Annotated in this window: 25 protein-coding genes; 19 read left to right on the forward strand and 6 right to left on the reverse strand. The window is 44.4% G+C overall.

What is annotated here, in order from left to right; genetic code table 11:
- Positions 1-497: 497 nt before the first annotated feature.
- Both P4361_RS22960 and splB read left to right on the forward strand, forming a co-directional pair.
- Entirely contained in the window at positions 498-740 is a 243-nt protein-coding gene (locus P4361_RS22960) for a transcriptional regulator SplA domain-containing protein (RefSeq protein WP_053358188.1), read from the forward strand.
- 15 nt (positions 741-755) lie between these two features.
- Positions 756-1,784, forward strand: coding sequence for a spore photoproduct lyase (gene splB / locus P4361_RS22965; protein WP_328091201.1), 1,029 nt, complete (start codon positions 756-758; stop codon positions 1,782-1,784).
- Positions 1,785-1,825: 41 nt separating this feature from the next.
- Here the strand turns inward: splB and P4361_RS22970 are convergent, their stop codons facing one another.
- Entirely contained in the window at positions 1,826-2,773 is a 948-nt protein-coding gene (locus P4361_RS22970; protein WP_328091202.1) for a YafY family protein, read from the reverse strand.
- Positions 2,774-2,891: 118 nt separating this feature from the next.
- On the opposite strand from P4361_RS22970, the gene P4361_RS22975 reads away from it, so the two are divergent.
- The 3 genes from P4361_RS22975 (at position 2,892) to P4361_RS22985 (ending at position 4,382) form a co-directional block, all read left to right on the forward strand.
- Positions 2,892-3,377 carry a DinB family protein gene (locus tag P4361_RS22975; protein WP_328091203.1) on the forward strand — a complete coding sequence of 162 codons (486 nt, stop codon included), beginning with the start codon at positions 2,892-2,894 and terminating at the stop codon, positions 3,375-3,377.
- Positions 3,378-3,403: 26 nt separating this feature from the next.
- A complete protein-coding gene (locus P4361_RS22980; RefSeq protein WP_328091204.1) occupies positions 3,404-3,739 on the forward strand; it encodes an alpha/beta fold hydrolase in 336 nt (111 codons plus the stop codon).
- Between the two features lie 313 nt (positions 3,740-4,052).
- On the forward strand, positions 4,053-4,382 hold the full coding sequence (locus P4361_RS22985) for an MGMT family protein (RefSeq protein ID WP_328091205.1): 330 nt from the start codon (positions 4,053-4,055) through the stop codon (positions 4,380-4,382).
- Between the two features lie 28 nt (positions 4,383-4,410).
- On the opposite strand, the gene P4361_RS22990 is transcribed toward P4361_RS22985, so the two are convergent.
- Positions 4,411-4,596 (reverse strand): ribbon-helix-helix domain-containing protein, encoded by a 186-nt coding sequence (locus P4361_RS22990; protein WP_053358194.1) that lies wholly within the window; start codon positions 4,594-4,596, stop codon positions 4,411-4,413.
- A 20-nt stretch (positions 4,597-4,616) separates the two neighbouring features.
- Positions 4,617-6,659 (reverse strand): molybdopterin oxidoreductase family protein, encoded by a 2,043-nt coding sequence (locus P4361_RS22995; RefSeq protein ID WP_328091206.1) that lies wholly within the window; start codon positions 6,657-6,659, stop codon positions 4,617-4,619.
- Between the two features lie 227 nt (positions 6,660-6,886).
- On the opposite strand from P4361_RS22995, the gene P4361_RS23000 reads away from it, so the two are divergent.
- The 14 genes from P4361_RS23000 (at position 6,887) to P4361_RS23065 (ending at position 23,374) form a co-directional block, all read left to right on the forward strand.
- The gene (locus tag P4361_RS23000) at positions 6,887-7,621 is read left to right on the forward strand and encodes a L,D-transpeptidase family protein (protein ID WP_328091207.1); all 735 of its coding nucleotides are present in this window, start codon (positions 6,887-6,889) and stop codon (positions 7,619-7,621) included.
- Positions 7,622-7,792: 171 nt separating this feature from the next.
- Positions 7,793-8,848: an anthranilate phosphoribosyltransferase gene (locus P4361_RS23005; RefSeq protein ID WP_328091208.1), complete on the forward strand. Its 1,056-nt coding sequence runs from the start codon at positions 7,793-7,795 to the stop codon at positions 8,846-8,848.
- Between the two features lie 100 nt (positions 8,849-8,948).
- Positions 8,949-9,257 carry a DUF4870 domain-containing protein gene (locus P4361_RS23010; RefSeq protein ID WP_062235577.1) on the forward strand — a complete coding sequence of 103 codons (309 nt, stop codon included), beginning with the start codon at positions 8,949-8,951 and terminating at the stop codon, positions 9,255-9,257.
- 276 nt (positions 9,258-9,533) lie between these two features.
- Positions 9,534-11,219, forward strand: coding sequence for a NucA/NucB deoxyribonuclease domain-containing protein (locus tag P4361_RS23015; RefSeq protein WP_328091209.1), 1,686 nt, complete (start codon positions 9,534-9,536; stop codon positions 11,217-11,219).
- Between the two features lie 106 nt (positions 11,220-11,325).
- On the forward strand, positions 11,326-11,547 hold the full coding sequence (locus P4361_RS23020) for a spore germination protein (RefSeq protein ID WP_053358199.1): 222 nt from the start codon (positions 11,326-11,328) through the stop codon (positions 11,545-11,547).
- A gap of 52 nt (positions 11,548-11,599) precedes the next feature.
- Complete coding sequence (locus P4361_RS23025; protein WP_328091211.1) at positions 11,600-13,180, forward strand: PucR family transcriptional regulator; 1,581 nt, start codon at positions 11,600-11,602, stop codon at positions 13,178-13,180.
- A 156-nt stretch (positions 13,181-13,336) separates the two neighbouring features.
- Positions 13,337-14,800 carry a CoA-acylating methylmalonate-semialdehyde dehydrogenase gene (locus P4361_RS23030; RefSeq protein ID WP_328091212.1) on the forward strand — a complete coding sequence of 488 codons (1,464 nt, stop codon included), beginning with the start codon at positions 13,337-13,339 and terminating at the stop codon, positions 14,798-14,800.
- Between the two features lie 16 nt (positions 14,801-14,816).
- Entirely contained in the window at positions 14,817-16,163 is a 1,347-nt protein-coding gene (locus P4361_RS23035) for an aspartate aminotransferase family protein (protein ID WP_328091213.1), read from the forward strand.
- 593 nt (positions 16,164-16,756) lie between these two features.
- On the forward strand, positions 16,757-17,647 hold the full coding sequence (locus tag P4361_RS23040) for a nitrilase-related carbon-nitrogen hydrolase (protein WP_328091215.1): 891 nt from the start codon (positions 16,757-16,759) through the stop codon (positions 17,645-17,647).
- A gap of 27 nt (positions 17,648-17,674) precedes the next feature.
- Positions 17,675-19,048 (forward strand): NAD(P)-dependent oxidoreductase, encoded by a 1,374-nt coding sequence (locus P4361_RS23045; RefSeq protein WP_328091216.1) that lies wholly within the window; start codon positions 17,675-17,677, stop codon positions 19,046-19,048.
- A 40-nt stretch (positions 19,049-19,088) separates the two neighbouring features.
- Complete coding sequence (gene preA, locus P4361_RS23050) at positions 19,089-20,375, forward strand: NAD-dependent dihydropyrimidine dehydrogenase subunit PreA (protein WP_053358205.1); 1,287 nt, start codon at positions 19,089-19,091, stop codon at positions 20,373-20,375.
- Positions 20,372-21,787, forward strand: coding sequence for a dihydropyrimidinase (gene hydA / locus P4361_RS23055; protein WP_328091217.1), 1,416 nt, complete (start codon positions 20,372-20,374; stop codon positions 21,785-21,787). Before preA ends, hydA begins: the two co-directional genes overlap by 4 nt.
- A gap of 34 nt (positions 21,788-21,821) precedes the next feature.
- Positions 21,822-22,055, forward strand: a complete 234-nt coding sequence (locus P4361_RS23060; RefSeq protein WP_328091219.1) for a hypothetical protein — start codon at positions 21,822-21,824, stop codon at positions 22,053-22,055.
- A gap of 59 nt (positions 22,056-22,114) precedes the next feature.
- The gene (locus P4361_RS23065) at positions 22,115-23,374 is read left to right on the forward strand and encodes a M20 family metallo-hydrolase (protein ID WP_328091221.1); all 1,260 of its coding nucleotides are present in this window, start codon (positions 22,115-22,117) and stop codon (positions 23,372-23,374) included.
- Positions 23,375-23,451: 77 nt separating this feature from the next.
- Here the strand turns inward: P4361_RS23065 and P4361_RS23330 are convergent, their stop codons facing one another.
- The 3 genes from P4361_RS23330 to P4361_RS23075 all read right to left on the reverse strand — a co-directional run bounded on the left by P4361_RS23330 (position 23,452) and on the right by P4361_RS23075 (position 26,020).
- On the reverse strand, positions 23,452-23,811 hold the full coding sequence (locus P4361_RS23330; RefSeq protein WP_425590307.1) for a GntR family transcriptional regulator: 360 nt from the start codon (positions 23,809-23,811) through the stop codon (positions 23,452-23,454).
- A 354-nt stretch (positions 23,812-24,165) separates the two neighbouring features.
- The gene (locus P4361_RS23070; protein WP_328091222.1) at positions 24,166-25,311 is read right to left on the reverse strand and encodes an Ig-like domain-containing protein; all 1,146 of its coding nucleotides are present in this window, start codon (positions 25,309-25,311) and stop codon (positions 24,166-24,168) included.
- A gap of 238 nt (positions 25,312-25,549) precedes the next feature.
- Positions 25,550-26,020: a DinB family protein gene (locus P4361_RS23075; protein ID WP_053358223.1), complete on the reverse strand. Its 471-nt coding sequence runs from the start codon at positions 26,018-26,020 to the stop codon at positions 25,550-25,552.
- Positions 26,021-26,295 lie beyond the last annotated feature (275 nt).

A 26,295-nucleotide genomic window follows, 5' to 3' on the forward strand; every position in this document is an offset into this window, starting at 1 on the left:
GTGCGAGATCCTCGAAAATGAAAATCACATTTTCTTCGTGCGATGCACCGCTGCCGCAGCGTTCCTTGTCCTGCGGGACTAGCGTGACAGGTGAGACTCCCGCCGGTGCTTGCACCAAGAGGCTCACCGCACGCCCCGCGGAAAGCGAGCAGCCTGGAACGGAAATCAACAGCTTACAGACTTCTTGGACAGCCCCTTTTTTCTATACTTTTTTAACATAAAGTTCTGTTAGTCAATGTTGTTGATTTTTAGTGGGGTGTTATTGAACCGCCTTTTCGGGCGCTTCATTTGTTTCACAAATCAGCCGGCTCTTATCATCGCCAGCGATCACCCCTTATTATTGGAGAAAAAGACTTGAGGGCATCTTTTAGCATCAGTATGCGATGCCCAATATAATTGAAAATCAACAATATGCTTTAACAAAGCCTAACATAAAAAGAGAAGGTGAGGGCAAGGATAGTAACAGAAAGCAGTTTTTGAGGAAGGAATGGATCAACATGAAGAAAAGGGAATATCAAGCCGGTGATCAAGTCTTCGTCATCTACAGAAACCCGCATACGCCAAATGTAGCAAACATCACACAGGCTGAAATTGTACAGCATCCTGAACATGAGAATGAAGTGGCACTGTTTTTGCACGAGTCCTATCATCTGCTGGCCGATGATGATGCTGTTTATAACACTTTCGAAGAAGCTGAGCAGCACTATAAAGAAATCTTTGATTATGATCAGTATCAGTAAAAGGAGGATGTACTTTTGATAAAACCTTTTGTACCGCAGCTGGTTTACATAGAACCAAGAGCGCTGGAGTACCCTCTAGGAGTTCGGCTTAAAAAAAAATTTGAAGATATGGGACTAGAGATCCGGGAAACAACTTCACATAATCAGGTACGGAATATCCCGGGAGATAACGACCTGCAAAAATACAGAAATGCCAAATCAACTCTTGTTGTGGGCGTGCGGAAGACTTTAAATTTTGATTCGTCCAAACCGTCAGCTGAGTATGCCATTCCCTTTGCCACCGGGTGCATGGGTCATTGCCACTACTGTTATTTACAGACAACGATGGGAAGTAAACCGTATATCCGCACCTATGTGAACGTGGAAGAAATATTGGAGCAGGCTCAAAAATATATGGAAGAAAGAGCTCCCCAGATCACACGGTTTGAGGCTTCCTGTACGTCCGATATTGTGGGGATCGATCATCTGACTCATACATTGAAGCACGCGATTGAATATTTTGGCCAGTCTGATCTGGGCCGTTTGCGGTTTGTTACGAAATTTCATCATGTAGATCATCTGCTGGATGCAAAGCATAACGGACGCACACGGTTCCGTTTCAGTGTGAATGCCGATTATGTCATCAAATATTTTGAACCGGGAACATCCCCTCTCGACATGCGGATCGAGGCTGCAAAGAAGGTCGCTGAAGCCGGATATCCTCTTGGTTTTATCGTCGCTCCCATCTATATTCATGAAAGCTGGCAGGAAGGCTATCGCCAGCTGTTTGAAAAGCTGGATGCAGCACTGCCGCAAAGTGCCAGGGATGACATTACATTTGAGATGATTCAGCATCGCTTTACAAAGCCTGCCAAACGCGTCATCGAGAAAAACTATCCTAAAACAAAGCTTGAGATGAACGAAGAAGAGCGGCGCTACAAATGGGGCCGTTACGGAATCGGAAAATATATCTACAGCAAAGAAGAAGAGCTCGAACTGCGGGAAAGTTTGGAGTCAGACATCGACAAATACTTTCCTAATGCGAAAATTGAATACTTTACGTAACTAAAACCAGGCCTGGTTTCAAAATGGGCCTGGTTTTCTTTTCATTTATAAAGGTGCAATAATTCCCTCAGCCGGATCCTCATGAGCTCCAGCAATTCTTGAGGCTGTTTAACCCTCGCTTTTTTACCCATTCCAATAAAAAATTCCGCAAAATAGTCAAGGTCGGTTATCGGAATTGAGCACTCCAGCCATCCTGTGCCATCGTTTCGTGTCCCTAGCTCGGGAGCTGCCCAAATTTCTGATTCACACTGCTGGACACCTTCCTTGTTCAGTTCAACAATAAGCTTAACCAGTTTTTCTCCTGGCTGGTTGTAGGATCTTCTGTTTCCTAAGTGAAGCGAGGAAAAGTCCATCGGTTCCATTTTTTTCGATGGAACGCCAACATTTTGAATGCGGTCGCAGCGGAAGAGCCGAAATTCGTTGCGGAGGAAACAATAAGCAGGACAGTACCATAACCCATTGCTCGCATAAATTCCGATCGGCTGGATCTCCCTTTTTGTGGTTTCACCTCTTGATGCATACTCTACCTCAATTACCTTTTGCTGGATGGATGCTGCCAGAAGAGCAGACAGATAGGGAGATTTTGAGCTCCGATGCGGGGTGATGATGTCTACACGATTCTTCATCTCATCAATCCTGTCCCTGACTTCACCGGACATATAAAAATAAAACTTGTTTAGCGCTGAAGAGTATTCCGTTTCAAACGGCAATGATGAAAAATGGCGCAGGGCGTGGCCTGCAAAAAAAATGGAGACTGCCTCTTCTTCCGTAAACGCGATGGGGGGCAGTATCCTTTCATTCAGCACCTGATAGCCTCCATGAGGGCCTACTTCTGAATACAGAGGGACACCCAGCTCGCTTAGCTCTTGCAAATCGCGGAGGATCGTGCGCTGTGAGACGCCGAATTCCTGAGCCAGTTCTTTTACAGTAAACTTTCTTCTTCGGTTTACGGTCATCATTAATTCCAGGATACGCTTCGATTTTGACATCTTAATTTTCCCCATATTTTATTTATGACATTCCCTGTCACTATTATAAGCTACAATGAAATCACAACAAGTGAATAAGCGCTTAAGGAAATCAAAAAAGCGAAATGGAGTGAGCAAAATGCAGGAAATTAAGGAATTGAAAGAGATGCTTCTCGAAGAATTGGACCTGATTGTAAGAACTTCAACAAATTTAATCGGTAAAATATCAACGAACCACTTGGATTACCGGCCAAGAGATAACATGAGATCTTTGCATGAACTGGTGCTGCATCTCGTTTCCGTGCCTTCTACTGACCTTCTGATCCTACAGGAGAAAGGCGAAGAAGAGGTGCGGGAACTTGAAGCGGAGGCTGCCGCTGATCACGAGCCAGAACAATGGATCGCGAGGATGAAAAACGGGCTGAAGGATGTAAGAAGCTACATGGAACAGCTGCCGGATGAAGAATTTCTTCAAAAGAAAACGAAGCCGTTTTATTTAGATCACGGGACTGTGCAAGCCAAATGGCTGATCGAAATCGTAACGCACGCTCAGCATCACCGGGCGCAGCTGTTTAACTATTTGAAGCAACAAGGATATGAAGTCAACATGTTTGATTTGTATTGATCGAACAATTGGAAAGAAGGTGATGCATGATGATCAAAAAGAAAACAAATCATAAACGGTTGTTCTTCGATGGGCCGGACACAAGACTATCCTACTTGGACTTTGGCGGGGAAGGTACGACTCTTATCGCATTGCATGGACACATGAATGAAGGGCGCTTTGCAGAAGGATTAGCCGAACATATTCAGGAAGTCTGCCGTATGATTGCGCTTGATCAGAGGGGGCACTGTGAATCCGGCCGTCCGTCAAGCTATGAAAATGACTTGTATATTGAAGACGCGATTGCTCTGCTGAATCATCTCAACATTGAAAAGGTGGGGGCTTCCATTCGACGTGGAGGACATCCTCCGCTCACAACGTGAACTAAACGGGGACTATTGGAAAGAATGGACCGCCTCAACCGTTCCGGCCTTATTGAAGCAGAGTGCTATCATCTGAGCATGCTCAGGAAATGGTGTCAAAAAGACCGAACATAGAGCTTGTTAGTATTGAAGCTGGCCATGCGGTCTATTTTGACAATCCTGAATGTTATTGAGAAGAGATTGTTAACTTTATGAGTAAGCGTGGATTTATCAAAGAACGGCAGATTTAGTTTTTTAGGTACAGCTCTCACTGGGTTGTACCGAATTTTTGTTGTACACTAACAGTAAACCTCTCGTTGAAAGGTATGTATCTATGACGTTTACTGACCGTGCACTTCATATCATAAAACAAATACCTGAAGGAAAAGTCATGACTTATGGACAGATCGCCCGCCTCGCTGGAAGTCCCCGCGGTGCAAGACAGGTTGTGAGAATTCTTCATTCGATGAGTAAAAAGCATCGCCTTCCTTGGCATCGGGTCATCAATGCAAAGGGAGAAATCGGGTTTACAGACGAAGAAATGCACGCTGTGCAACGGTTTTCTCTCGAGAGTGAAGGGATATCTGTTTCATCAGATGGCAGGATCAATCTTCAATTGTACTTGCATCAGCCTGAAACAAGCAAAAGGATGTACACCTCATGAGCGGGGCGTACATCCTTTATTTTTTTGCTTATTTTGAAGTCCTCTTATTTTTATATTTTTCTAGTACGTGCCTCATGCCTTCTTCTAGAAGGTCGTTTGCAGGTCTGTCAAGCTTTGCTGCCAATGCTTTTAATTCCTTATACAATGACTGGCTCAAAGTCGTATTCACGTTCTTTCGGTCATCATTTTTTGGCCGGATGCTGCTCTGATACATCGTTTCCTCCTATTGGTTATTTATTGTATTTTTTCAATACTGATCCGTCCGGAGAAAAAAGTCGCACCGCCGCCCATATCGGCGACCCGGTCAGGCGTTAGAACGTTGACTAACTGTTTTGTACTAGGAAGGTCTGCCCAAAGCCCCTGTGTAACCGCTACTCCGGACAGAACGTTTTCACCGATGGATGCCTGCAGCAAGCATTCTCCACGTTTGTTCCATATTCTTACCATTTCTCCGTTTTCAATGTCCAGTTCAGCTGCATCTCTGGAATTGATATGCAGCTGAGGTGTTTTTTCCAACTGGATATGTTTATCGTTATTACTGAACGTCGAGTTTAAGAAATTATGATTGGGTCCCGGTACGAATAAAAATGGATGATCACCGTCAGCAGGAAGTGGAATATACGTCGGCAGTGCTGGGTAGCCGTCTTCCTCCATCTTTTTGGAATACAGCTCGATTTTCCCGCTTGGTGTCGGGAGTCTTCCTGGAAACAATGGTGTGTTTTTTGCTTTGACAAACTGATTTTCTTTTAACGCCTGCAGATCAATGTCTTCAATATATGAATTGGCCGGGTAATGGAACGCCTGTTCAATCATTTCTTCATCAGAATCTGTAAACACATCATCCTGGAACCCCATCGCTTCGGCCAGTAGGCGGAAAACATCGGGATTGGACTTGCTTTCCCCATATGGCTCGATTACAGGTTCCTGTATCTGAGTGTATTTGTGCCAGTAGGACGTATAAAAATCCGTGTTTTCAAACGATGAGGTAGCGGGCAATACGATGTCCGCATAGGATGCTGTTTCGGTCAGGAACAGATCGTGAACGACAATGAACAGATCTTCCCGTTCCAGCCCTTTGCGTACTTTATTCCCTTCCGGAGCTACTACAGCTGGATTGCAATTGTATACAAACATCGATGAGATGGGCGGCTTTAAGTCAAGCAAAGCACTTCCGATCTGGTTCATGTTAATGACGCGTGTCCCTTTATTCTTAAGCAGATCTGGCCGTTGAACCGCTGCTGTATTGTGGGCAAGGTAGCCGGAGTTTCCTTTTATCGCGCCACCGCCTTTTACAAGCCATTGCCCTGTTATGGCTGGAAGGCATGCGATGGTACGGACAGCCATACCGCCATTGTCATGATGCTGCAGACCGTTTCCGATGCGGATAAAAGAAGGTGAGACGGTACCGTATAGCGCTGCAAGTTCCTTTAAATCGTCAACCGGAATTCCGGTAATCGCTGCTACGGTATGGGGATCATATTGTTTTACATGTTCCCGGAGTTCTTGATAGCCGATGGAGTATTCTTGCAAGAACTCCAGATCCGCCAGGCCTTCTTCAAAAAGGAGGTTCATCAAGCCGAGAGCAAGAGCACTGTCTGTTCCCGGAAGAATAGGAATAAACCAGTCTGCTAGAATACCTGTCCGGTTCTTATGGACATCAATAACGACGATTTTCGCTCCGTTTTTTCGTGCTTTTTGCGCCAGTGCGACCTGATGCATGTTGGTGCTGACTGCATTTATCCCCCAAAAGATGATTAATTTTGAATGGATGGTGTCTTCAGGATCGATTCCAAAGCTTCCTCCCATTGTGTATTTATAGCCAACCGATCCTGCCACTGAACAGATAGTCTGGTCCAGGCGGCTGGCACCGAGACGGTGAAAGAAACGCCTGTCCATGCCTTCAGCGCTCAATATCCCCATGTTTCCATAAAAACTGTAGGGAAGAATGCTCTCAGGACCCTCAGATGCTATAAGATTCTTCCATTTGGAGGCGATTGATTCTATTGCCTCGTCCCATGTAATTGGTTCAAATTGCCCCGACCCTTTAGGGCCTGTCCGTTTTAAAGGAGTGGTCAGCCGCTTCGAATCATAGATTCGTTCCGGCATATTTCTTACTTTGTTGCAGATGTTCCCTTTTGTAACGGGATGATTTGGATCTCCCTGAACTCTCGTTATTTTCCCATCTGTTTTATGTAGAAGCAGACCGCATTGATCCGGACAATCCAGAGGGCAGACTGAGGGGAAGATGCCATTCTGCTGTTTCTTGAAGGTGCTCATGGTTTACTCCTTTCATCCTCTTGTTTATCTAAGGATAAGATCAATTCACCAGATTATCAATGACTTCTTTCCAAAAGAAAGAGGGTTGGTAACTTTAACAAGATACCGAAGAAGCGTTTTTCATTGAAATGAAATAAATTTGTAAAAATTGTAATCTTAATCCTGTGGAGGAGCATATGATTTATTGTTTGGCAACAAACGTAAATTTAAAGTAAGGAAGGGAACAGATGAAGAAATTTTTAGCGCTCCTCTTAACGTTCAGTTTTGTGTTGTTTTTTGCTCAGCCTGCCAGTGCAGCTGGAGTAAGCCAATTCATTATCATCAACAAATCAAAGAATGAACTGGCCTACTATGAAAACAGCAGGCTGAACAGTGTGTTCAAAGTGGCTACTGGCCGAGAAAGGTCTTTTACGCCTGAAGGAAAGTTCAAAATTGTAAACAAAATCGTTAACCGGCCGTACTACTCTGGCCATATTCCTGGAGGAGATCCGAGGAATCCGCTTGGAAACCGTTGGCTGGGATTAAATGCCAGAGGGACATGGGGTACCACTTACGCTATTCACGGAAACAACAACCCGAATTCCATTGGCACCTATGCCAGTGCCGGCTGTATCCGCATGTACAACAACGAAGTACAATGGCTCTTCAGCAAGGTGAAAGTGAATACACCTGTGGTGATAGCGAGTTCGAGCAAATCTTATGATTCCATAGCAGCGGCAAACGGTCTGAAATCATCCTCACTTCCTGCACATTCTTCTGTGAACCTGAAGCTTGGCAGCAAAGGAACCGAAGTGAAAGAGCTGCAGAGAACACTTACCAATAAAGGATACAGCACGAAAGGAATTGACGGTATCTTCGGGAAAAATACCGATTCGGCTGTTCGCAAATTCCAGAAAGCCAACAAACTGAAAGTCGACGGAATTGTGGGTCCGGCCACCAAAAAAATGCTCGGAATGCTGTAATTGAGAAACAGGAAGGGGCTGTCCAGAAAGTCNNCGCACGCCCCGCGGAAAGCGAGCAGCCTGGAACGGAAATCAACAGCTTACAGACTTCTTGGACAGCCCCTTTTTATTTTCCTTTCAGGCTAAAAAATGAGATAATTCTAAAATTAACAGATATGAGAGGTGACGGATATGCAGCAATGGATTAAAGAAGTAGGACGAGGAAAACGGGGTGCCAAAGACCTCACGTATGAAGAGGCGCTTAAAGCTGCTGCGTGCATTGCTTCAGGGGAGGCAACGGATGCCCAAATCGCCGCATTTTTTATGGCCGAACGCATCAAGATGGAAACTCCGGATGAACTTCTCGCTTTTATTCATGAATTCCGAAACCATACCAAGCATTTGACGCAGCAGACCACTCGAAAGATACTAGACTGCGGTGGCCCTTACAATGGCAGAAACTCATTTGCCGCCACGATTCCTGTAAGTATCCTGTTATCACAGCAAGGATTGCCAGTGTTTCTGCATGCGGATGAATCGCTTCCTCCTAAACACGGAACTTCATTAAAAACAATATTGGACCATTTAAAGGTTCCGATCGCGCATAGCTTGGAAGAAGTGGAATCTTCTCTTGATCAGACAAAGATTGGGTTTGGGTGGACGGAAAAGCTTTGTCCACCGCTTGGTTCATTAAGAAGAATACGCAAAGAAATCGGCGTGCGGACAATCATGAACACGGTTGAGAAGCTGCTGGATATTTCGAGTGCCAAATACATTATCCTTGGTGTTTTTCATCGATCGGCAGTCAATAAAATCATACCCAGCCTTCAGCGGCTAACCTATGAAAAAGCATTTATCGTGCAGGGGGTGGAAGGTTCAGAAGATCTTCCTGTACACCGAAGCAGCTTTATTTATGAAGTAACCCAAGAGAAAAGTGAATCTATCATTATTAATCCGGAGGACTATGGATTAAAGCATGCAAAGGAAGTAAACAAAGAGAACCTGACTCCTGATGTGCAATGTACAATTATTCAAAGAGTACTAGCAGGAGAAAAATCAGGAGAGATTGCCCCTTATCGGAATCAAGTGGTTCTAAACGCAGGGCTGCGCTTCTATATACTTGGGCATACCTCTTCCATGGCCGAAGGAACGGCACTGGCAGGACAGCTGCTGAATGGCCGTAAAGGAATGGAGCAGCTTCAGCGCTGGCAGCATCAAGCACATTCCGCTTCTACTCATAAGACTTGAGGCGTATGTAAAATTAGACTCAAGGCGAGTTACAAAATGGGGGGAAATCAAATAAACTAAACATATAGTTTATTACAGCAGAAAAAGGAGTTTATGATAATTGGAACATAAAGGACTTCGAATTCTTATTCACGCCAGTACGTGGTTTGCACCTATACTCGTACCGCTGATCGTTTACCTTTTGATATCTGATCGGGAAGTGAAAAGCCTGGCGCTTCAAGCTGCGCTCTTCCATATTGTAATTGGGGTGTTAATCGCTATCTCGGCATTCTTCTCATGGGTACTCATCGGTTTGCCATTCTTGATTGTTTTTGGATTAATGGCTATCATCGCCCCTTTAGTGGGAATTTTCCGTGCATTAAATGACCGCCCTTACCAATATCCGATAGTTGGTTCTTGGGTAAAATAATATTTTCAGTAAAAAGCATTCTCCGATTCAGAGGAGGATGCTTTTTACTATGACCTTTGCAGTTAATCTATTTACCTAGTTCATTTCAATTGAAAAAAGTTGATTGGTATTTTGGAAGTATTTTCTATGGGATGTATTGTAAATGATATGTTTGTATAGTAATATGACTCCGATTTGGAGGATGTAAAAGGGGAGTACTAGGTCGATATGCGGGGAACAAAGCCCTTCCTTTTTTTAAAGCCCTGGTTTCCAAATCAAAATAAAAGAGGAGGTAATGTGTCCAGGTCGTACAGGCTGATCGTTTCCGCTGCACTCTTGTTATTTTTGATCATTGGGATAGTTACACCAGCAGAGGCACAATCAAATCCAAACGGAGGAGGTTATTGGCATCAAAGCGGTAAAGAGAAGATGAAACAGGCAACAATGCTCATGAAGGAAGGGAAATCTGTAGAAAGGTATAGCGAGGAAACGATTCAGGAAAAAACTCTAAAAAGAGTTCAGACCCTGGAAGAGCTAAGAAAAGAAGACAAGCAAAGCAACTCGGCAGATGAATCAAAGATGGGACCGCCAATGTTTACTGCGTTGGGCTGGGAGCCCCCGGCATTTGATTATGATCATATCAGTACTGTGGAAGAGTGCCGAAACAACCCAGCCAGCGGCTCAAAAACAGGTTATATAAAAAATCATTATTCTTTCTGTTGGTCCCATGTGGCTACTTACCAGATACCAAGGTCATGCCGCTTTGGATTTTGTACCTATGACGGTGTGCAGATTCAATTCACAGAAATCGGATACGGATCGAATCAAAGCAGGAAAATGAGAGTATATTACAGCATTGATGATATCCTTGTTACCAATCCTTCGTTAAACGGAGCCAAACTGAAAATTGATGTGGTTTGTCAGGCTAAAATCAATGCAGGTGACTGCAAACCGGATTCAAAGACTCCTGCCATAGAACGGACCATTGCACAGTGGAAAAACACAAACTTTGGTTTGAAAACATTCCTTTCGGATGCTCCTCCGGCCAGTGATTATAACCCTGATCAGATCGGGTATATGGATTTCTGGCCCAAACTCACCATTAAGCATGCACCTAGGAAGTTTACTAAAACCATTGATGGTATTAAACAAAGAGTTCGTTTTGATTCAGCAAAATACATGTTTGCTTTTCCCGACCAGCATTTTTGGCAGGGAGCGATATTTAGTAAAACGGATGCCGTCTTAAATGTACCTATTACCAAGGCAGAATTCGCTCCTCTAAAAGAAGCAGGTGAACATTGGAAGTTTGCAATGGATCATCCGGAGAAGACCAAACCTTATAAGTTAGGGAAAAAAATACCTGGAGCATTGGGAGACCGTCCTCTTACACGTATGTATACGAAAAGGCATCCCGAAGAATATGCAAAAAACAGGGCTAAGACTAGATCCGTATGCAACAAGGAATTTAAGGATGAAGACCGGACAGGTAAAGAATGCGATGAATTCCCATTTGCTTCCACTTGGGAAGGGTCATCAACAAATGGCCAGGATTGGTTTTCGGTCAAACTCATACCAAAGGAATCCAATAATGCGGCAGGAAGATGGCTTGCTGCCTGGTATGCCTATGACCGTATATTGGATGATGATCCGTTTTACGTACAAGTAAAGGCTCCTGTAAAAGTGGGGACCATTTCATCATATGGTACACCGAAGCCAGGACAGGACCATAGATCCAGCGACAACTTCTCACTGAAGAACATTCCTACCTATGCCAGCAAACTGAAATGGACCGTCACGTCAGGTCCCAAAAACGCTCAGTTCGATGTGATGCATGATGATAAACTGGGTTTCGATGAAACCATTTTTAATGACCTGAAAGACGGATCAGTAACAGATATTAAAACTGTGAAAGACATCTACATCGCCAACCCGGAACAAACAAACGATCAAGAATTTAACGTTGATATCTATGCCATTCCTTAAGAAAACAGTGAAGGCCTCTTATAGGAGGTCTTTTCTTTTTGAAAAGAAAAGACCCTTTCAAAGAATATTACATAGGATAGGTTAAAAAGGTAAGGAGGAGTTATGGATGCCTGCGACTGTCGGAGCTGTTAATATCAATACCGTTCGGGAAAGCGGCGTATTTACCATTGGTAATAGCCTGGTTATTAATCCGAAAAGAAATGAAAAATTTTATGCGGGTTCTGGTTTTGGCAACACCGGAAGCACTGTTTCAACCCACACGGATTTCAGTTTCACTCATACTTACGATAGCGACTCGGAAGATAATTCAAATATTGATAATAATTAGCCCAAAGGGAGCGGGTGTTGTAAAATAAAAGAGAAAAATATTCTGACGGAAAGTGGGTGCCGGTATCGTTCTTCATCTGAAATTGACCATAAATGATGTACTGAAGAGGAGTACTTTTTCCAAAGCGAAAGTAGCCGCCGGCAGCAAAGGGCTGAACCGTCTCGTCAAATGGGTTCATGTGATGGAGGTCGCTCAGATCGGAAATCTCCTCAACGGAAACGAGCTGATTCTTTCGACAGGTATGGCATGGAAAGACAACGAACAAGCCTTTCTTTCCTTTGTGCTGGAACTTATTGAGCTGAATGTTTCTGGTTTATGCATCGAGCTTGGAACTCAACTGTCGGCTGTGCCGGCATCGGTTCTTGAAGCTGCTGAAAATCACGGGCTTCCCATCATATTGTTTGAAGAAGAAGTCCGTTTCATCGATATTACCCAGGACTTGCATACTTATCTCATCCAGCAGCATTTTAAGATGATCACAGAGCTTGAGAGTTTTTCACAAGCGCTGAATCAGCTGCTGCTGAGCTCAAATCCACAGGAAAATATACTTAAACTTCTCCACCAATCCGTCAAGATGCAGGTGGTTTTTATACACAGCCAGAAAAACGTGACACTGTTCCCTGCCGTGGATTCTCCAGAGCAGGAAGAATGGCTGGATTTTATTGAAAAAAACCAGGAAAGCTCCTCTGTGGTAAGGCAGCCCATCCAGGCACTTGACCATCTATTCGCAGAGCTGATTCTCTGTTCGAAAGACCAGCCGATTACTGATCTGCACATCCTCCTGGCAGACCGGACGGCTACAGCCCTTGCCAACCAGCTGCTCCGGGAGATGTATACCGCTGAAAAAAAGAGAGCGGAAGAAAACAGCTGGATGCAAGAGTGGCTGGAGGGACGCCACCGTGACGAGGAGATCGAAAAGCATCTCGTATATTTGGGAATGAAAGGCCGGCATCAAGGGGCGTCTGTTTTTTGTGTTGAATTGGAAAACGGAGAGGCCGGTTTTACTGAAACACAATATCCGTACATACAGATTGTTATCCGGTCCATTTTCGAACCACTCGGTTTTTATATCCTGCCCTATGTAAAAAGCGACCATCTCATCTTTATCCTCATTAATCTTAGGGATGCTTCTTCATACAAAGAAAGGGTGCGCAAAGGAATCCATCTGGCAAGGGAAAATCAGAATATTCCTTTGCTATTTATGGCGGTCGGTAAATGGATAAGCAGACTAAGTGCACTGGATAAAAGCTATGATACAGCTCAGAAGGCGTTAATGCTTCAAACCAAACTTGCAAAAGGAAAAATCAGTCCGCTTTATGACGATCTCCACATGTACCGCCTGATTTCCATGATTCAGGACAAGCAAGAGCTCGATGATTTTATTCAAGATTATCTCAAGCCTGTGATTGAATACGACACAAAGAATAATACAAGACTTCTGAACACACTGAAGGTATTTTTAATGTGCAACGGTTCCAAGCAAGAAACAGCCGGCCATCTTTTTATTGTCAGGCAGACCTTGTACCACAGGATTAAGCAGCTGGAGGAATTGCTTGGCAAAGACTTTATGGAACCCGGAAAGCGCCAAGCCCTTGAATTTGCCGCGATGGCTCATGAATATATGGAACTGTAGAGGCTGAACCTATATCAGTCTCTTTTTATTTACCATTATGTATACCAATTAAGGGAAACCATTTTACGTTATGTCTAATGAAAGTTGTGTATTATACAGATATAATAGAATTGGAAAGTTTAGAATATTTTAAAAATTGTTACGGGGGGTAATTTTATGACAGTGTTGACAAATAAAGCTCAAACGCTTAAAAATTTCGTAAAAGGCCAGTGGGTGGATTCATCGGCCTCTGAATTTCTCGATGTGCCCAACCCGGCTACGGGTGAAGTTCTTGCAAGCGTGCCAATCTCGACGAAGGAAGAGGTAGGACAGGCAGTGCAGGCAGCGAAAGAAGCGTTTAAAACTTGGAAGAAGGTTCCCGTGCCAAAGCGTGCCCGAGTATTATTTAAATACCAGCAGCTGTTAACAGAAAACCACGACAAGCTTGCACAGCTTGTCGTTATGGAAAACGGCAAAAGCTATAAAGAAGCCTATGGGGAAGTACTTCGCGGCATTGAATGTGTTGAGTTTGCCTGTGGAGCTCCATCCCTTTTGATGGGTGAGTCCCTTGGCAGTATCGCTGAAGACATAGATTCAGAAATGTTTAGATATCCGCTCGGTGTTGTAGGAGGCATAACACCTTTTAACTTCCCGATGATGGTGCCATGCTGGATGTTTCCGCTGGCGATCGCATGCGGAAACACGTTTGTACTTAAGCCTTCTGAAAGAACACCAATTCTTGCTAACCGTCTTGCAGAGCTATTGGCAGAAGCAGGATTGCCAGAAGGAGTCTTCAATATTGTCCATGGTGCCCACGATGTCGTTAACGGATTGATTGAGCACGAAGATGTGAAAGCGGTTTCGTTTGTCGGCTCTCAGCCAGTGGCGAAGTACGTCTATGAAAAAGCAGCAGCTAAAGGAAAAAGAGTTCAGGCATTATCAGGGGCAAAGAATCATCATATCGTCTTGCCGGATGCTGATCTGGATAAAGCGGTCCAGAACGTCCTAAGTTCCTCGTTCGGAAGTGCTGGCCAGCGTTGTATGGCGTGCAGCGCTGTCGTATTAGTCGGCCATCAGGATACCTTTGTTCAAGCATTAAAGGATAAAGCGGATGAAATGAAAATGGGATATGGCATGGATGAGGATGTTCTGCTGACACCGATCATCCGTCAGAGCCACCGTGAAAAAGTATTGGGCTTAATCGAAAAAGGCAAGGAAGAAGGCGCTGTATTAGTGCGGGACGGAAGAGAAGATATGGGCAACCATGCTGACGGAACATTTCTTGGGGCAACGATTTTTGACCAGGTAACACCTGATATGATGATTGCTCGGGAAGAGTTGTTTGCTCCGGTTCTCAGTATTCTTAGGGCTGCCGATTTGGATGAGGCGCTGGAAATTGTCAACACATCAAGGTTTGGAAACTCAGCTACCCTCTATTCACAGGATGCAAAAGCTGTGCGCCAATTCCGTGAAGAAGCTGAGCCTGGCATGCTTGGCGTTAATGTTGGTGTGCCAGCTCCAATGGCATTCTTTCCGTTTTCCGGGGCAAAGGATTCGTTCTATGGAGATTTGCATGCGAACGGTAAGGACGGCCTAAACTTTTTTACAAAGAAAAAAATGATCACTTCCCGTTTTGTTTAATTTGAGAGGAGAGACTGTGATGCAAACCGAGCAAAGGGATCTTCTTCAGCAAAAAGATGAACAGTTTATCTGGCATTCTATGAAACGGTATAACCCTTCTACCATGGTCGTGAAATCAGCAGACGGATCATGGATTACAGACAATGAAGGCAAAAAATATCTGGATGGAATGGCAGGTCTGTGGTCAGTCAATGTGGGATACGGGAGAAAAGAGCTGGCCGAAGCCGCTTACAGCCAATTAAAAGAGCTGCCTTATTACCCCCTGACACAAAGCCACCAGCCAGCCATAGAATTAGGTGAAAAACTGAATCAATGGCTTGGCGGTGACTATGTTATCTTTTTCTCAAACAGCGGATCAGAAGCAAATGAGACAGCCTTTAAGATCGCAAGGCAGTACCATCAGCAGAAGGGCGAGCAAGGACGCTATAAATTCATTGCCCGCTACCGAGGATATCATGGCAACTCCATGGGTGCTCTTGCGGCAACCGGGCAGGCGCAGCGTAAGTACAAATACGAACCGCTCGGACAGGGCTTTCTCCATGTTGCTCCACCTGATAGTTACCGGTTCCCTGATTATCATAATGCCGAGTCCTACAGTGAAGAATGTGCTTCTGAGATTGACCGGGTGATGACATGGGAGCTTTCGGAAACCATTGCGGGTGTCATTATGGAACCGATCATTACTGGAGGCGGTGTCCTCATCCCGCATGATTCCTATATGAAAAAAGTAAAAGAAATCTGTGAAAAACACGGTGCCCTGCTCATCTCTGATGAAGTCATCAACGGTTTTGGACGGACGGGTAAGGCGTTCGGTTTCATGAATTACGGCGTGCAGCCTGATATTGTGACCATGGCAAAAGGGATTACAAGTTCTTACTTGCCGCTGTCTGCAACAGCTGTAAAACGTGAGATCTACGAGGCATTTAAAGGAGACGGAGAGTATGATCATTTCCGCCACGTCAATACGTTTGGAGGAAATCCGGCTTGCTGTGCAGTCGCCCTGAAAAACCTGGAGATCATGGAAAACGAAAATCTGATCGAACGCTCCAGAGAGAAGGGGGCAGAGCTATTAAAGGAGCTGTCTGAACTTGAAGCACATCCTTATGTTGGAAACGTCCGAGGGAAGGGACTGCTTTTCGGCATAGAGCTTGTTCAGGATAAAAGAACGAAAGTACCGCTGTCAGTAGACCAGGTTAACGGAGTCATCAGTGCGTGCAAGGCGAAAGGACTCCTGATCGGCAAAAACGGAGACACGGTTGCGGGCTTTAATAATGTGCTTACTCTTGCTCCCCCTCTGAATATTACGGATGAGGATGCAGCCTTTCTTGTAAAAAGACTGAAAGAAGCCATCTTTACCCTTTAAATTTGGCTGTTTTCGTAACCTTGTTGCCCTTGGGAGTGGTTGATTTCCGTTTCAGGCTGCTCCCTTTCCGCGGGGCGTGCGCTGAACCCCTCGGCGCAAGCGCCTGCGGGTTTCACCTGTCACGCTCGTCCCGCAGGACAAGGAAGGCTTCGGCAGCGTTATATCGCACGAAGAAAATGTGAAATTCATTTTCGAGGAGTCTTGCACCTTCCACTCCAATCAACTTGTCAATGAAGCTCTTTACAAAAATGTTCCCAAAGCAACAATCTTTTAGAAATGAGCCTTAAATTTTCACCATGGCTCCCAGCTAAAGGAGCCATGGTGTTTCCTTCAAAGGTGAATTTAACATAGTGTAACGAAAAGCAGCTCCAACATTTGACGGAATGTATAATGAAAATTTGTTTGAAAGCATGTATAGTAAAAATATTCAGAATTTTAGAATGATTACATAGTGTTCATGGAGAATGTTATTACGTAAGACCAAATTGTACCCTTCCGCTAACATGAAAATCTGTTTCATGCCTCATCGTTGTTCAACATCCATCTTATTGTTTTTTAGATACTTTAACCAACTAAATAAAAGGGGAGATATGATGTCAAACATGGTTAAGATTGGTCTCATTCAAGCTTCCAATGAAGCAGATGGCAATGAATCCGTGTCGGTTCACAAGGAACAGGCGATTGAAAAGCATATCAAACTCGTAAGGGAAGCCGCAGAAAAAGGAGCTCAAATCATCTGTTTGCAGGAGATTTTTTATGGTCCTTATTTTTGTACGGAACAAAATGCCAAATGGTATGATGCGGCGGAAGAAATTCCGAACGGCCCTACTACCAGAAGATTTCAGGCATTGGCACGTGAATTGGGCACCGTGATTGTGCTTCCAATCTATGAAAGAGAAGGGATTGCAACCTATTACAATACAGCTGCAGTGATTGATGCAGACGGCTCCTACCTTGGCAAGTACCGAAAACATCATATTCCACAAGTGAACGTTGGCCATGAAGGCAACGGTTTCTGGGAGAAATATTACTTTAAGCCCGGTAATCTTGGATATCCGGTTTTTGACACGGCGTTTGCCAAGGTAGGGGTTTATATATGCTACGACCGCCATTTTCCGGAGGGAGCTAGACTTCTAGGGTTAAACGGTGCTGAAATCGTGTTTAACCCTTCTGCCACGGTCGCTGGCCTTTCGGAATACTTATGGAAGCTCGAACAGCCAGCTCATGCGGTTGCCAACGGATATTATATCGGAGCGATCAACCGTGTAGGAACGGAAGGTCCATGGAACCTTGGGGAGTTTTATGGTCAATCATACCTTTGCGATCCGCGTGGGAATTTTGTAGCCATGGGCAGCCGTGATCAGGATGAAGTGGTCATTGGTGAGATGGACAAGGAATTGATCCGTGAAGTAAGAAATACCTGGCAGTTCTTTAGAGACCGACGTCCTGAAACCTATCAGGAAATGACTACGCTTTTGCCTTAATTCCAAAGAATAGAGGGGGCATACAAAATGAGTAACGGAAGCCAAGCGTTTATTTCACTGCAAGAACTTCAGCGAAACTTTGACGAGGTAAGGTCAGGATTGACTCCAGCGGAAGCCAGGGACGAATCGAACAGGTGCCTGTATTGTTATGATGCTCCATGCATTCAAGCCTGTCCGACCGGGATCAACATCCCGTCATTTATTAAAAAGATCGCATCTGGGAACTTAAAGGGTTCAGCAAGGATCATCATGGAATCGAACCCTGTAGGAGCAAGCTGTGCAAGGGTTTGTCCGACCGAGGAGCTCTGTGAAGGAGCATGTGTACTCAACGACTCCACTAAACCCATCATGATCGGTGATCTTCAGCGCTATGCCACAGATTGGGCGATCAAGAACGAACAGACATTGTTTAAGGCTGGTGAGAAAAACGGCTTAAAAGTTGCTGTGATCGGCGGCGGGCCTGCAGGTTTGTCATCAGCCCGAGAGCTTGCTCTGCTCGGCTATGAAGTCACTATTTTTGAAGCAAAAGAACAGGCTGGAGGGTTAAATACGTATGGCATCGTCTCCTTCCGCCTGCCGCAAAAAGTTTCATTATGGGAAGTACAGCAAGTTGAAAAACTCGGTGTAGAAATAAAAACGAATACGATGATCGGAAGAGATGTTCAGGCAGCGGATGTTCTTACTGAATATGATGCTGTAGTACTTGCTGTGGGAATGTCGAAGGTACCGATGCTCCGAATTGAAGGAGAAAATCTTGACGGTGTCCACGATGCTATTCAGTTTGTGGAAGACACTAAAACAAAAGAACTTTCTGAAGCTTACATCGGCAAAAGGATAGCCGTCATCGGGGCAGGCAACACAGCTATTGATGCGGCAACGTGTTCCGTTCGCTTGGGAGCGGAGAATGTAAAAATCCTTTACCGCCGGACTCAGGAGGAAATGACCGCATACGATTTTGAGTTTGAATTCGCAAAACAGGATAATGTGGAATTTCGGTGGCTGACCGCTCCAAAACGAATCATTGGAGATGAAAAAGGCAAGGTGAAGCAGCTGGAATGCATCCGCATGCAGCTTGGCGAGCCAGGAAAAGACGGGCGAAGAAGGCCGGTTCCGGTCGAAGGATCTGAATTTATTCTGGAGGTTGACGCAGTCATTAAGGCGATCGGGCAGACAAGGTATACCAATCTGATTGAATCCTTTGGGCTCGAACATCAGTGGGGAACGGTTAAGGTCAACCTTGAAACCTATCAAACTTCCAATGAAAAAGTGTTTGCTGCTGGTGATGTTATTTTTGGTGACGGGCAGGGAGAAGCGATGGTCGTTACAGCCGCACAGCAAGGGAAAAGAGCAGCTTATGCGATTCATCAGACGTTAAAGAATTCCATAATTGAGACCGCGTAACCATTTGTTTTTCAATCAAATCACTTAGGAGGGTCTTTATATGGCAGATTTGCGTATTAACCTTGCAGGAATTGAATCACCAAATCCATTTTGGCTGGCCTCTGCACCGCCAACCAATTCGGGGTATCAGGTTCAGCGTGCTTTTGAAGCTGGCTGGGGAGGAGCAGTATGGAAAACGCTGGGTGAACCAATCATCAATACAACCGCCCGTTTTGCAGCTGTTAGTTTTAACGGGAAAAAAGTAGCAGGATTCAATAATATAGAACTGATCACAGACCGCCCCCTCGAAGTAAACCTTAAGGAAATCTATGAAACGAAGAAAAGGTTTCCAAACCATGCCATTATCGCCTCTTTAATGGTAGAACCGAAAAGGGAAAAATGGCACGAAATCGTCAAGCGGGTAGAGGATGTGGGCGTTGATGGACTGGAACTGAATTTCGGCTGTCCTCATGGTATGGCTGAACGTGGAATGGGTGCAGCTTCAGGACAGCAGCCTGATCTGGTCCAGGCACAGACGATGTGGGCGAAGGAAGCTGCGAGAACGCCCGTCATTGTGAAACTGACACCAAACATCACGGATATTACGGTTACCGCTAAAGCAGCCGTTCAAGGCGGAGCGGACGCAATCAGTATGATCAATACGATCAACAGTTTAGCCGGTGTGGACATCGACACCTGGAATACGATTCCTCATGTTGCAGGCAAGGGAGCACATGGAGGCTATTGCGGACCTGCGGTTAAACCGATCGCCTTGAACATGGTGGCCGAATGTGCAAGGAATCCTTACATCAATGTGCCGATCTCAGGAATCGGCGGGATATCAACATGGCGGGATGCAGTGGAATTTATGCTGATGGGGGCAGGAGGCGTACAAGTCTGTACAGCAGCCATGCATCACGGCTTCAGCATTGTAGAAGATATGATTGATGGCTTAAGCAACTACTTAGATGACAAAGGAATCTCATCGGTTCAGGAGATTATCGGAAAATCAGTGGAACGTTATTCTGACTGGGGCAACCTGGATCTAAACTACAGGATTGTCGCCCGCATCAACAATGATGTCTGCATCAATTGCAACAAATGCCATATTGCATGTGAAGATACTTCTCATCAATGCATTGATATGCTTACAGATCCTAACGGGCAAAAATATTTGGAAGTCCGAGAAGATGACTGTGTAGGCTGTAACCTCTGTTCGATTGTATGTCCTGAAGAAGGTGCGATCGACATGATTGAACTTCCTCATGAGCAGCCTCCGATGACTTGGAACGAACGCCAGACGGTTTTGGCTGGATACAAAGATAATGAACGGGAGGCAGCAAAATGAAAAAAGTGATAAAAAACGGTACAATCGTAACTGCATCTGATACGTTTGTGGCAGATGTTGTCGTTGAAAACGGGAAGATAGCAATGATCGCAAAGAACCTTCCAAGTGAAGGCATGGAGGTGATCGATGCTGAAGGATGCTATATCTTTCCGGGAGGCATCGATCCCCATACCCATCTGGAGATGCCGTTTGGCGGTACGGTAAGCAGAGATGATTTTGAGACCGGTACGATTGCTGCAGCCTTCGGAGGAACGACGACGGTTATCGATTTCTGCTTAACTGACAAAGGGGTTCCACTGAAGAATTCCATCGAAACGTGGCATAACAAATCAAAGGATAAAGCCGTAATCGATTATTCGTTCCACCTTATGATTGGGGAAATAAACGAAGAGGTAATGAAGGAGATTCCGCAGGTAATAGAGGAAGAAGGCATCACTTCATTTAAAGTATTTATGGCGTATAAGAACGTGCTTCAGGCAGATGATGAAACCTTGTTTAAGACGCTGGTTATGGCAAAAGAACAGGGAGCCCTTGTTATGGTACATGCTGAAAACGGGGATGTCATTGATTTTCTGACTAAAAAAGCGCTCGAAGAAGGGAAGACGGATCCCATCTATCATGGATTGACGAGGCCACCGGAACTGGAAGGGGAAGCAACTGGCCGTGCCTGCATGATGACAGGGCTGGCTGATTCTCAGCTGTACGTGGTTCATGTATCCTGTCAGGAAGCAGCCGAAAAAATTGCAGAAGCAAGAAGCAAAGGCTACCAGGTTTATGGAGAAACATGCCCTCAATACCTAGTGCTTGATCAATCCGAAATGGAAAGGCCTGATTTTGAAGGAGCCAAATATGTCTGGTCCCCGCCGCTTCGGGAAAAGAAACATCAGGAACCGTTATGGAATGCTTTAAAAAGCGGCCAGCTTCAGACGCTGGGTTCGGATCAATGTTCGTTTGATTTTAACGGACAGAAAGATCTTGGCAAGGGAGATTTCACCAAGATACCTAACGGCGGTCCGTTCATCGAAGACCGGTTTTCTGTCCTTTTTTCAGAGGGAGTAAAAAAAGGCCGAATCACGCTCAACCAGTTTGTTGACATTGTTTCTACCCGATCAGCAAAACTGTTTGGTTTGTTTCCTGAAAAAGGAACGATCGCTGTTGGAAGTGATGCAGACCTTGTTATCTTTGATCCGACAAAGGAACGAACTATTTCTGCGCAAACGCATCACATGGCCGTTGACTATAACGCGTTTGAAGGAATGAAGATCACTGGTGAGCCGGTATCTGTTTTATCCAGAGGCGAGTTTGTTATTAAAGATAAAACGTTTGTCGGAAAATTGGGAAAAGGCCGTTATATTAAAAGAAAACGGTTCAATGCCGAAGGGCAGAAACAGCTGGCGGCGCTTTCCAAATAATCGGTAGTCACACTCTTGAAAAGGAGGATGGGGTATGTCAGCATCACAGGAATATTTCGAGGAAAAGGAAAAAATAGATTTTCTCCTGTATCAGGGATATCAGATTACGAGAGTGTCAGAGAATCTTGATGGTGCCGCAGTAGAGTTTGAACGTGCAGGTACTACGAATCAAGAAAGGGAAGTTCTTCTTATTCAAACGGCAGATGCCAGAAAGTATTTTTCGACTATCATGTTTCATCAGCAAAAAAATCTTACACCGGCAGAATAATAGACAAAGAGGTTGTTGAGTTATTTGCAGCAGCCTTTTTGTACGTTGAAAAAGGAGGAATGACTGTGAAAGTTGAACAGATTCAGATCAATAGTGAACGGCTGAATGCCAATTTGCAAGAGTTGGCCGAGATCGGAAAGATCGGGGAAACAGGTGTATGCAGGCCGGCCCTTTCACCTTTGGAAAAGGAAGCCTTTAAACTTGTAAGTACTTGGATGGAAGAAGCAGGGATGTCTGTCAGGATTGATCATTTTGGAAACTTGATTGGCAGAATCGAAGGCAAGGATAGGAAGGCTCCGGTGCTCATGATTGGTTCACATCTGGATTCTCAGCCTTACGGAGGCCGTTTTGACGGGCCTGCTGGGGTTCTTGCCGGCATTGAAGCTGTAGCCACCTTAAAGGAACAGGGGATTACACCAGACCGGCCGATCGAAGTCGTATCGTTTTGTGATGAAGAAGGATGGAGGTTTAACCGAGGCTTGTTTGGGTCCAGGGGTATACTGGGTAAGCTGGATGAAGGAGATTTAATGCGTAAGGACCAGGATGGAGTTACAAGAGAACAGGCTTTGCGTGATTTCGGCTGTGATCCGGCCAAGTTTCATGAATCACAATATCAGCCGGGAAGCATCCATGCTTTCTTGGAGCTTCATATTGAGCAAGGCCCAGTGCTGGATAAATCTAATCTTCCTATTGGAGTTGTAACTGGCATCTCTGGCCCTTTATGGTGGACGGTCAAGCTGAAGGGATTTGCCGGGCATGCGGGTTCCGTTCCTATGGGGATGCGGCAGGACGCTATGCTGGGAGCTTCAGAAATCACACTCGCTCTCAACCGGATCGTCAAGCAGGAACCGGGAGCACCAACGGTTGGAACGGTCGGCCATGTACAGGTCTTTCCGAATTCAAGAAACATCATTGCTGAAGAAGTAACGTTTACCGTCGACCTGCGTGACATTGACCAAAACCGCCGTGACCGATATGAGAAACAGCTGCGGCAGGAAATTGAGGAGATCTGTCAAAAGTATCAGCTGAACTACGAGATTCAGGAAGATACGAACAGTGAGCCGCGTTATTGTGCCGACTGGATCAAGGAGATTATGCACGACGAAAGCAAACAGATGGGACTGGAAACACCAGAGCTCATGAGCGGGCCTTTCCATGATGCATTGATCCTCTCTTATGCGTGTGATTACGGAATGATTTTTGTCCGCTGCAAAGACGGCATCAGCCATAATCCTGCGGAATTTTCTGCACCGGAGGATCTTGCGAAGGGGACGGAGCTGCTATATCGGACGATGAGAAGAATGATGTTAGTTAAATGAGAAAAGGCATGCAGGCGTTTAATATCGTCTGCATGCCTTTTGTATCTTTCAGTGTGAGTAAAATTATTAAGAAATCCTTAATCACTATTAAAAATATACTTTTGGTTACTTTCCATAATACTTTCCATCACAAACTTTGAACGATCTCCACGGACAATGCTAGAGGAGAGTTCGATGGGGGATTGTTTGGTTGAATATGTGATGGACTCCAATAAAAACGAAGGGGATCCTACAGGAATGTTTAGTAATTCACTCATTGTTTGATTGGTTAAGATAGGCTCAATTGATTCCATAGATCGGTAGATATCAACCTCAAATTTGGTTCTCAACAATTGGAATAATGAACCTGAACAATCTTCCTGGATCAGGCTAGGAGCAATCTTCCAAGGGATGAACGATGTGGAATGCTGAAGAGGTTCTGTTCCCCCATATCGCAAGCGTACCAGCTTGATGACAGGGTCATCTTCTTTAATCTCAAGAGCTTGAGCCAGAGAGAAATATGCCGGACTTTATGGATTCTATCAGAAAAACAGGAAAACCCAACGGTCCTTCATCATGGGATGGTTACATTGCTGCTATAACCTCGGACGCCTGTTTAAAAGCTCAGCAAACTGGTGAGAAGGAACTGATTCAACCTGTTGAAAAACCTGTTTTTCACCTAAATACACCACGATTCTCTTTTAAACAATACTAAATCCTAAGGTTGAAAGATGGGAAGAATGATGAATAAATAAAATGAAATCAAAAGGAACTGACAAAATTTATTGCCAGTCCCTTTACAGATTTATAGACTAATGCTTAACTACTTTTTTGACCGCATTGGAACTCTTGTTGCCTGCTTTATCTGTAGCATAAACATAAACATTTGTACCCGCTTTTTGCGGTTTTATGATGACACTGTAATTACCTTTACTGTCCGCTTTTTTGGACCCCAGTGTTTTGCTGTTTGCGCGTACTGTTACGGTAGAGTTGGCTTCAGCTTTTCCTTTTACCACTTTATCATTGTCATCAATCTTATTAATGGTAGGCTTAGTCGGCGGGATGACATCAGCTACGATAACGGTGGCTGGTGAACTGATATTCCCGCTTTTATCTTTTGCTGTGACTGTTAATTTGGTATTCGCTTTTTGAACACTTATTTTGACTGAGAAAGTCCCTTTTGACGTTGTTATTCCGGTACCCAACGTTTTTGAACCATTTTTGATCGAAATCGTAGAATTGGCTTCTGCCTTTCCTGTTACTGCCTTATCATTGTTATCTACTTTATTAATGACAGGTTTTGATGGAGCTACATCATCAACAAATACAGGGATTACCGCGTAAAGGTCATCTTCTGTATTGTTATCAATGTCGTCTTGATTGTCGTAGTCTATGGCATTTATGTAATAAGTGCCGGGTTTGTTCACTCGAAATGCCTCTACAAAAACCTCCGGATCAGAATCATCGTACCCTAAATAAACCAGGTTGTTGTTTTCTGCATAATCCTTCTGAAACAGCCCGAACAACAGCTGTATGGCAGTAGAGTTGGTTGTGCCGCCGATTAAAACGACACCTTTATCGGGAACTGTCAGTTTAAACATATCAACATCATATAGAGGCAGCAATTGGCCGACCATGGCTTTTTCAAATTTTGCTGTATTGGCTGCATCAAAATCGTCATTGTATTCCATCTCATATAAAGGATCTTCATCATTAGTAGTCTTTAGATTGCCGAAACTCTCCGGGTGAAAGGGTATATCCTTTAGTCTTTGCTCCAATGGGCTTCTTTGAATGGAATTGTTAAAGTTTTTATCATACAACGAGTTAAGATTGTACTCCTGTTGAATCACCTTGGTCGCCTTTTCAAACTGAATGGGTGCAGCATAGGCCGTTTGTGCAGCACAAGTTGAGGCAATGATACTTGCACAAAGCAATGAATACAAACCCTTCCTTTTCACCAGCATCTCCCCTTAAAATAAGACTTTCCTACTGAACCTATTTTAATGGTGCAATCCATTTAATTCCATGAAAAGTGTTCACCAAATATGTCCAAAATCAGCTATTAATTGCAACAAAGAGTGATAATTTGCTGATGAAGGGAAGGAAGAGTAAATAGGGAATAAACTGCCTGAGAGGGGACAATTGGGAATAATGGAGGGGCTTATATAAGGAAGATCATTTACTATTGGTCCTCACCTAATTTTCTATTAAGCATTCATACACTTTTTTTATATCCAAGATGGTTTGCAGATGCATGCCCTCGTGAAAAGTCGTCCAAAGAAGGACTTGCTCAAGGGTATCCATCCCCTGCGTTGGTTCAAATACCTCTTCTAATCGATCACCATATGTTCCCTTAATATTAGCAATTTGTTCTTTAAGTAACGGCTTCAATTCTTCGAGTGAAGGAGTTTCAGCGGTAAAGTCATCTGGAGATGTGCCCCAACCAAACCATTCGTTGAAATGTTTAGGGAAATCAACTTCTTCCTTGGTTAAATTCTCAATCCATGCATATTGTTCCACGAAAACATGGCCGAGGTTCCACCTGATATTATTTTTAAAACCTTTAGGTACAATCTGCGCTTCCTCCTCAGTGACATCTGCCACTTTCAGCAGGTAGTTTCTCATGCCTTCTAATTGTTTGAAAAAAACCTCGTGACGCTGTTTCATTCACAATTCCTCCTTTAATTGATATTGCTTATTAGTAGAATTCTTTGAGTATAGTACAAATTACAAATGGCCAGCCTTTTGTTCCAACGAGTTTACTACTTATCAATTATCCGGCAAATTAAGTAATATGATTTAATAAAAAAGGGGCTGTCCAGAAAGTCGAAAATTGACCTTCAGGCAGCCCCTTTTTGGCTTGAAAAATCTTCAATGAAAAGTTAATTGAAGTGGAAGATGCGAGACTCCTGCGGGACTAGCGTGACAGGTGAGACTCCCGC

The organism is Fictibacillus sp. B-59209 (assembly GCF_036216745.1).
GTDB lineage: Bacteria > Bacillota > Bacilli > Bacillales > Fictibacillaceae > Fictibacillus_C > Fictibacillus_C marinisediminis.

Bases quoted from the DNA above. Each gene is read 5' to 3' on its own strand.
- P4361_RS22960 (WP_053358188.1), top strand. From the start codon at position 498: ATGAAGAAAAGGGAATATCAAGCCGGTGATCAAGTCTTCGTCATCTAC.
- P4361_RS22970 (WP_328091202.1), bottom strand. From the start codon at position 2,773: ATGTCAAAATCGAAGCGTATCCTGGAATTAATGATGACCGTAAACCGA.
- P4361_RS22975 (WP_328091203.1), top strand. From the start codon at position 2,892: ATGCAGGAAATTAAGGAATTGAAAGAGATGCTTCTCGAAGAATTGGAC.
- P4361_RS22980 (WP_328091204.1), top strand. From the start codon at position 3,404: ATGATGATCAAAAAGAAAACAAATCATAAACGGTTGTTCTTCGATGGG.
- P4361_RS22985 (WP_328091205.1), top strand. From the start codon at position 4,053: ATGACGTTTACTGACCGTGCACTTCATATCATAAAACAAATACCTGAA.
- P4361_RS22990 (WP_053358194.1), bottom strand. From the start codon at position 4,596: ATGTATCAGAGCAGCATCCGGCCAAAAAATGATGACCGAAAGAACGTG.
- P4361_RS22995 (WP_328091206.1), bottom strand. From the start codon at position 6,659: ATGAGCACCTTCAAGAAACAGCAGAATGGCATCTTCCCCTCAGTCTGC.
- P4361_RS23000 (WP_328091207.1), top strand. From the start codon at position 6,887: ATGAAGAAATTTTTAGCGCTCCTCTTAACGTTCAGTTTTGTGTTGTTT.
- P4361_RS23005 (WP_328091208.1), top strand. From the start codon at position 7,793: ATGCAGCAATGGATTAAAGAAGTAGGACGAGGAAAACGGGGTGCCAAA.
- P4361_RS23020 (WP_053358199.1), top strand. From the start codon at position 11,326: ATGCCTGCGACTGTCGGAGCTGTTAATATCAATACCGTTCGGGAAAGC.
- P4361_RS23030 (WP_328091212.1), top strand. From the start codon at position 13,337: ATGACAGTGTTGACAAATAAAGCTCAAACGCTTAAAAATTTCGTAAAA.
- P4361_RS23040 (WP_328091215.1), top strand. From the start codon at position 16,757: ATGTCAAACATGGTTAAGATTGGTCTCATTCAAGCTTCCAATGAAGCA.
- P4361_RS23045 (WP_328091216.1), top strand. From the start codon at position 17,675: ATGAGTAACGGAAGCCAAGCGTTTATTTCACTGCAAGAACTTCAGCGA.
- preA (WP_053358205.1), top strand. From the start codon at position 19,089: ATGGCAGATTTGCGTATTAACCTTGCAGGAATTGAATCACCAAATCCA.
- hydA (WP_328091217.1), top strand. From the start codon at position 20,372: ATGAAAAAAGTGATAAAAAACGGTACAATCGTAACTGCATCTGATACG.
- P4361_RS23060 (WP_328091219.1), top strand. From the start codon at position 21,822: ATGTCAGCATCACAGGAATATTTCGAGGAAAAGGAAAAAATAGATTTT.
- P4361_RS23065 (WP_328091221.1), top strand. From the start codon at position 22,115: ATGACTGTGAAAGTTGAACAGATTCAGATCAATAGTGAACGGCTGAAT.
- P4361_RS23075 (WP_053358223.1), bottom strand. From the start codon at position 26,020: ATGAAACAGCGTCACGAGGTTTTTTTCAAACAATTAGAAGGCATGAGA.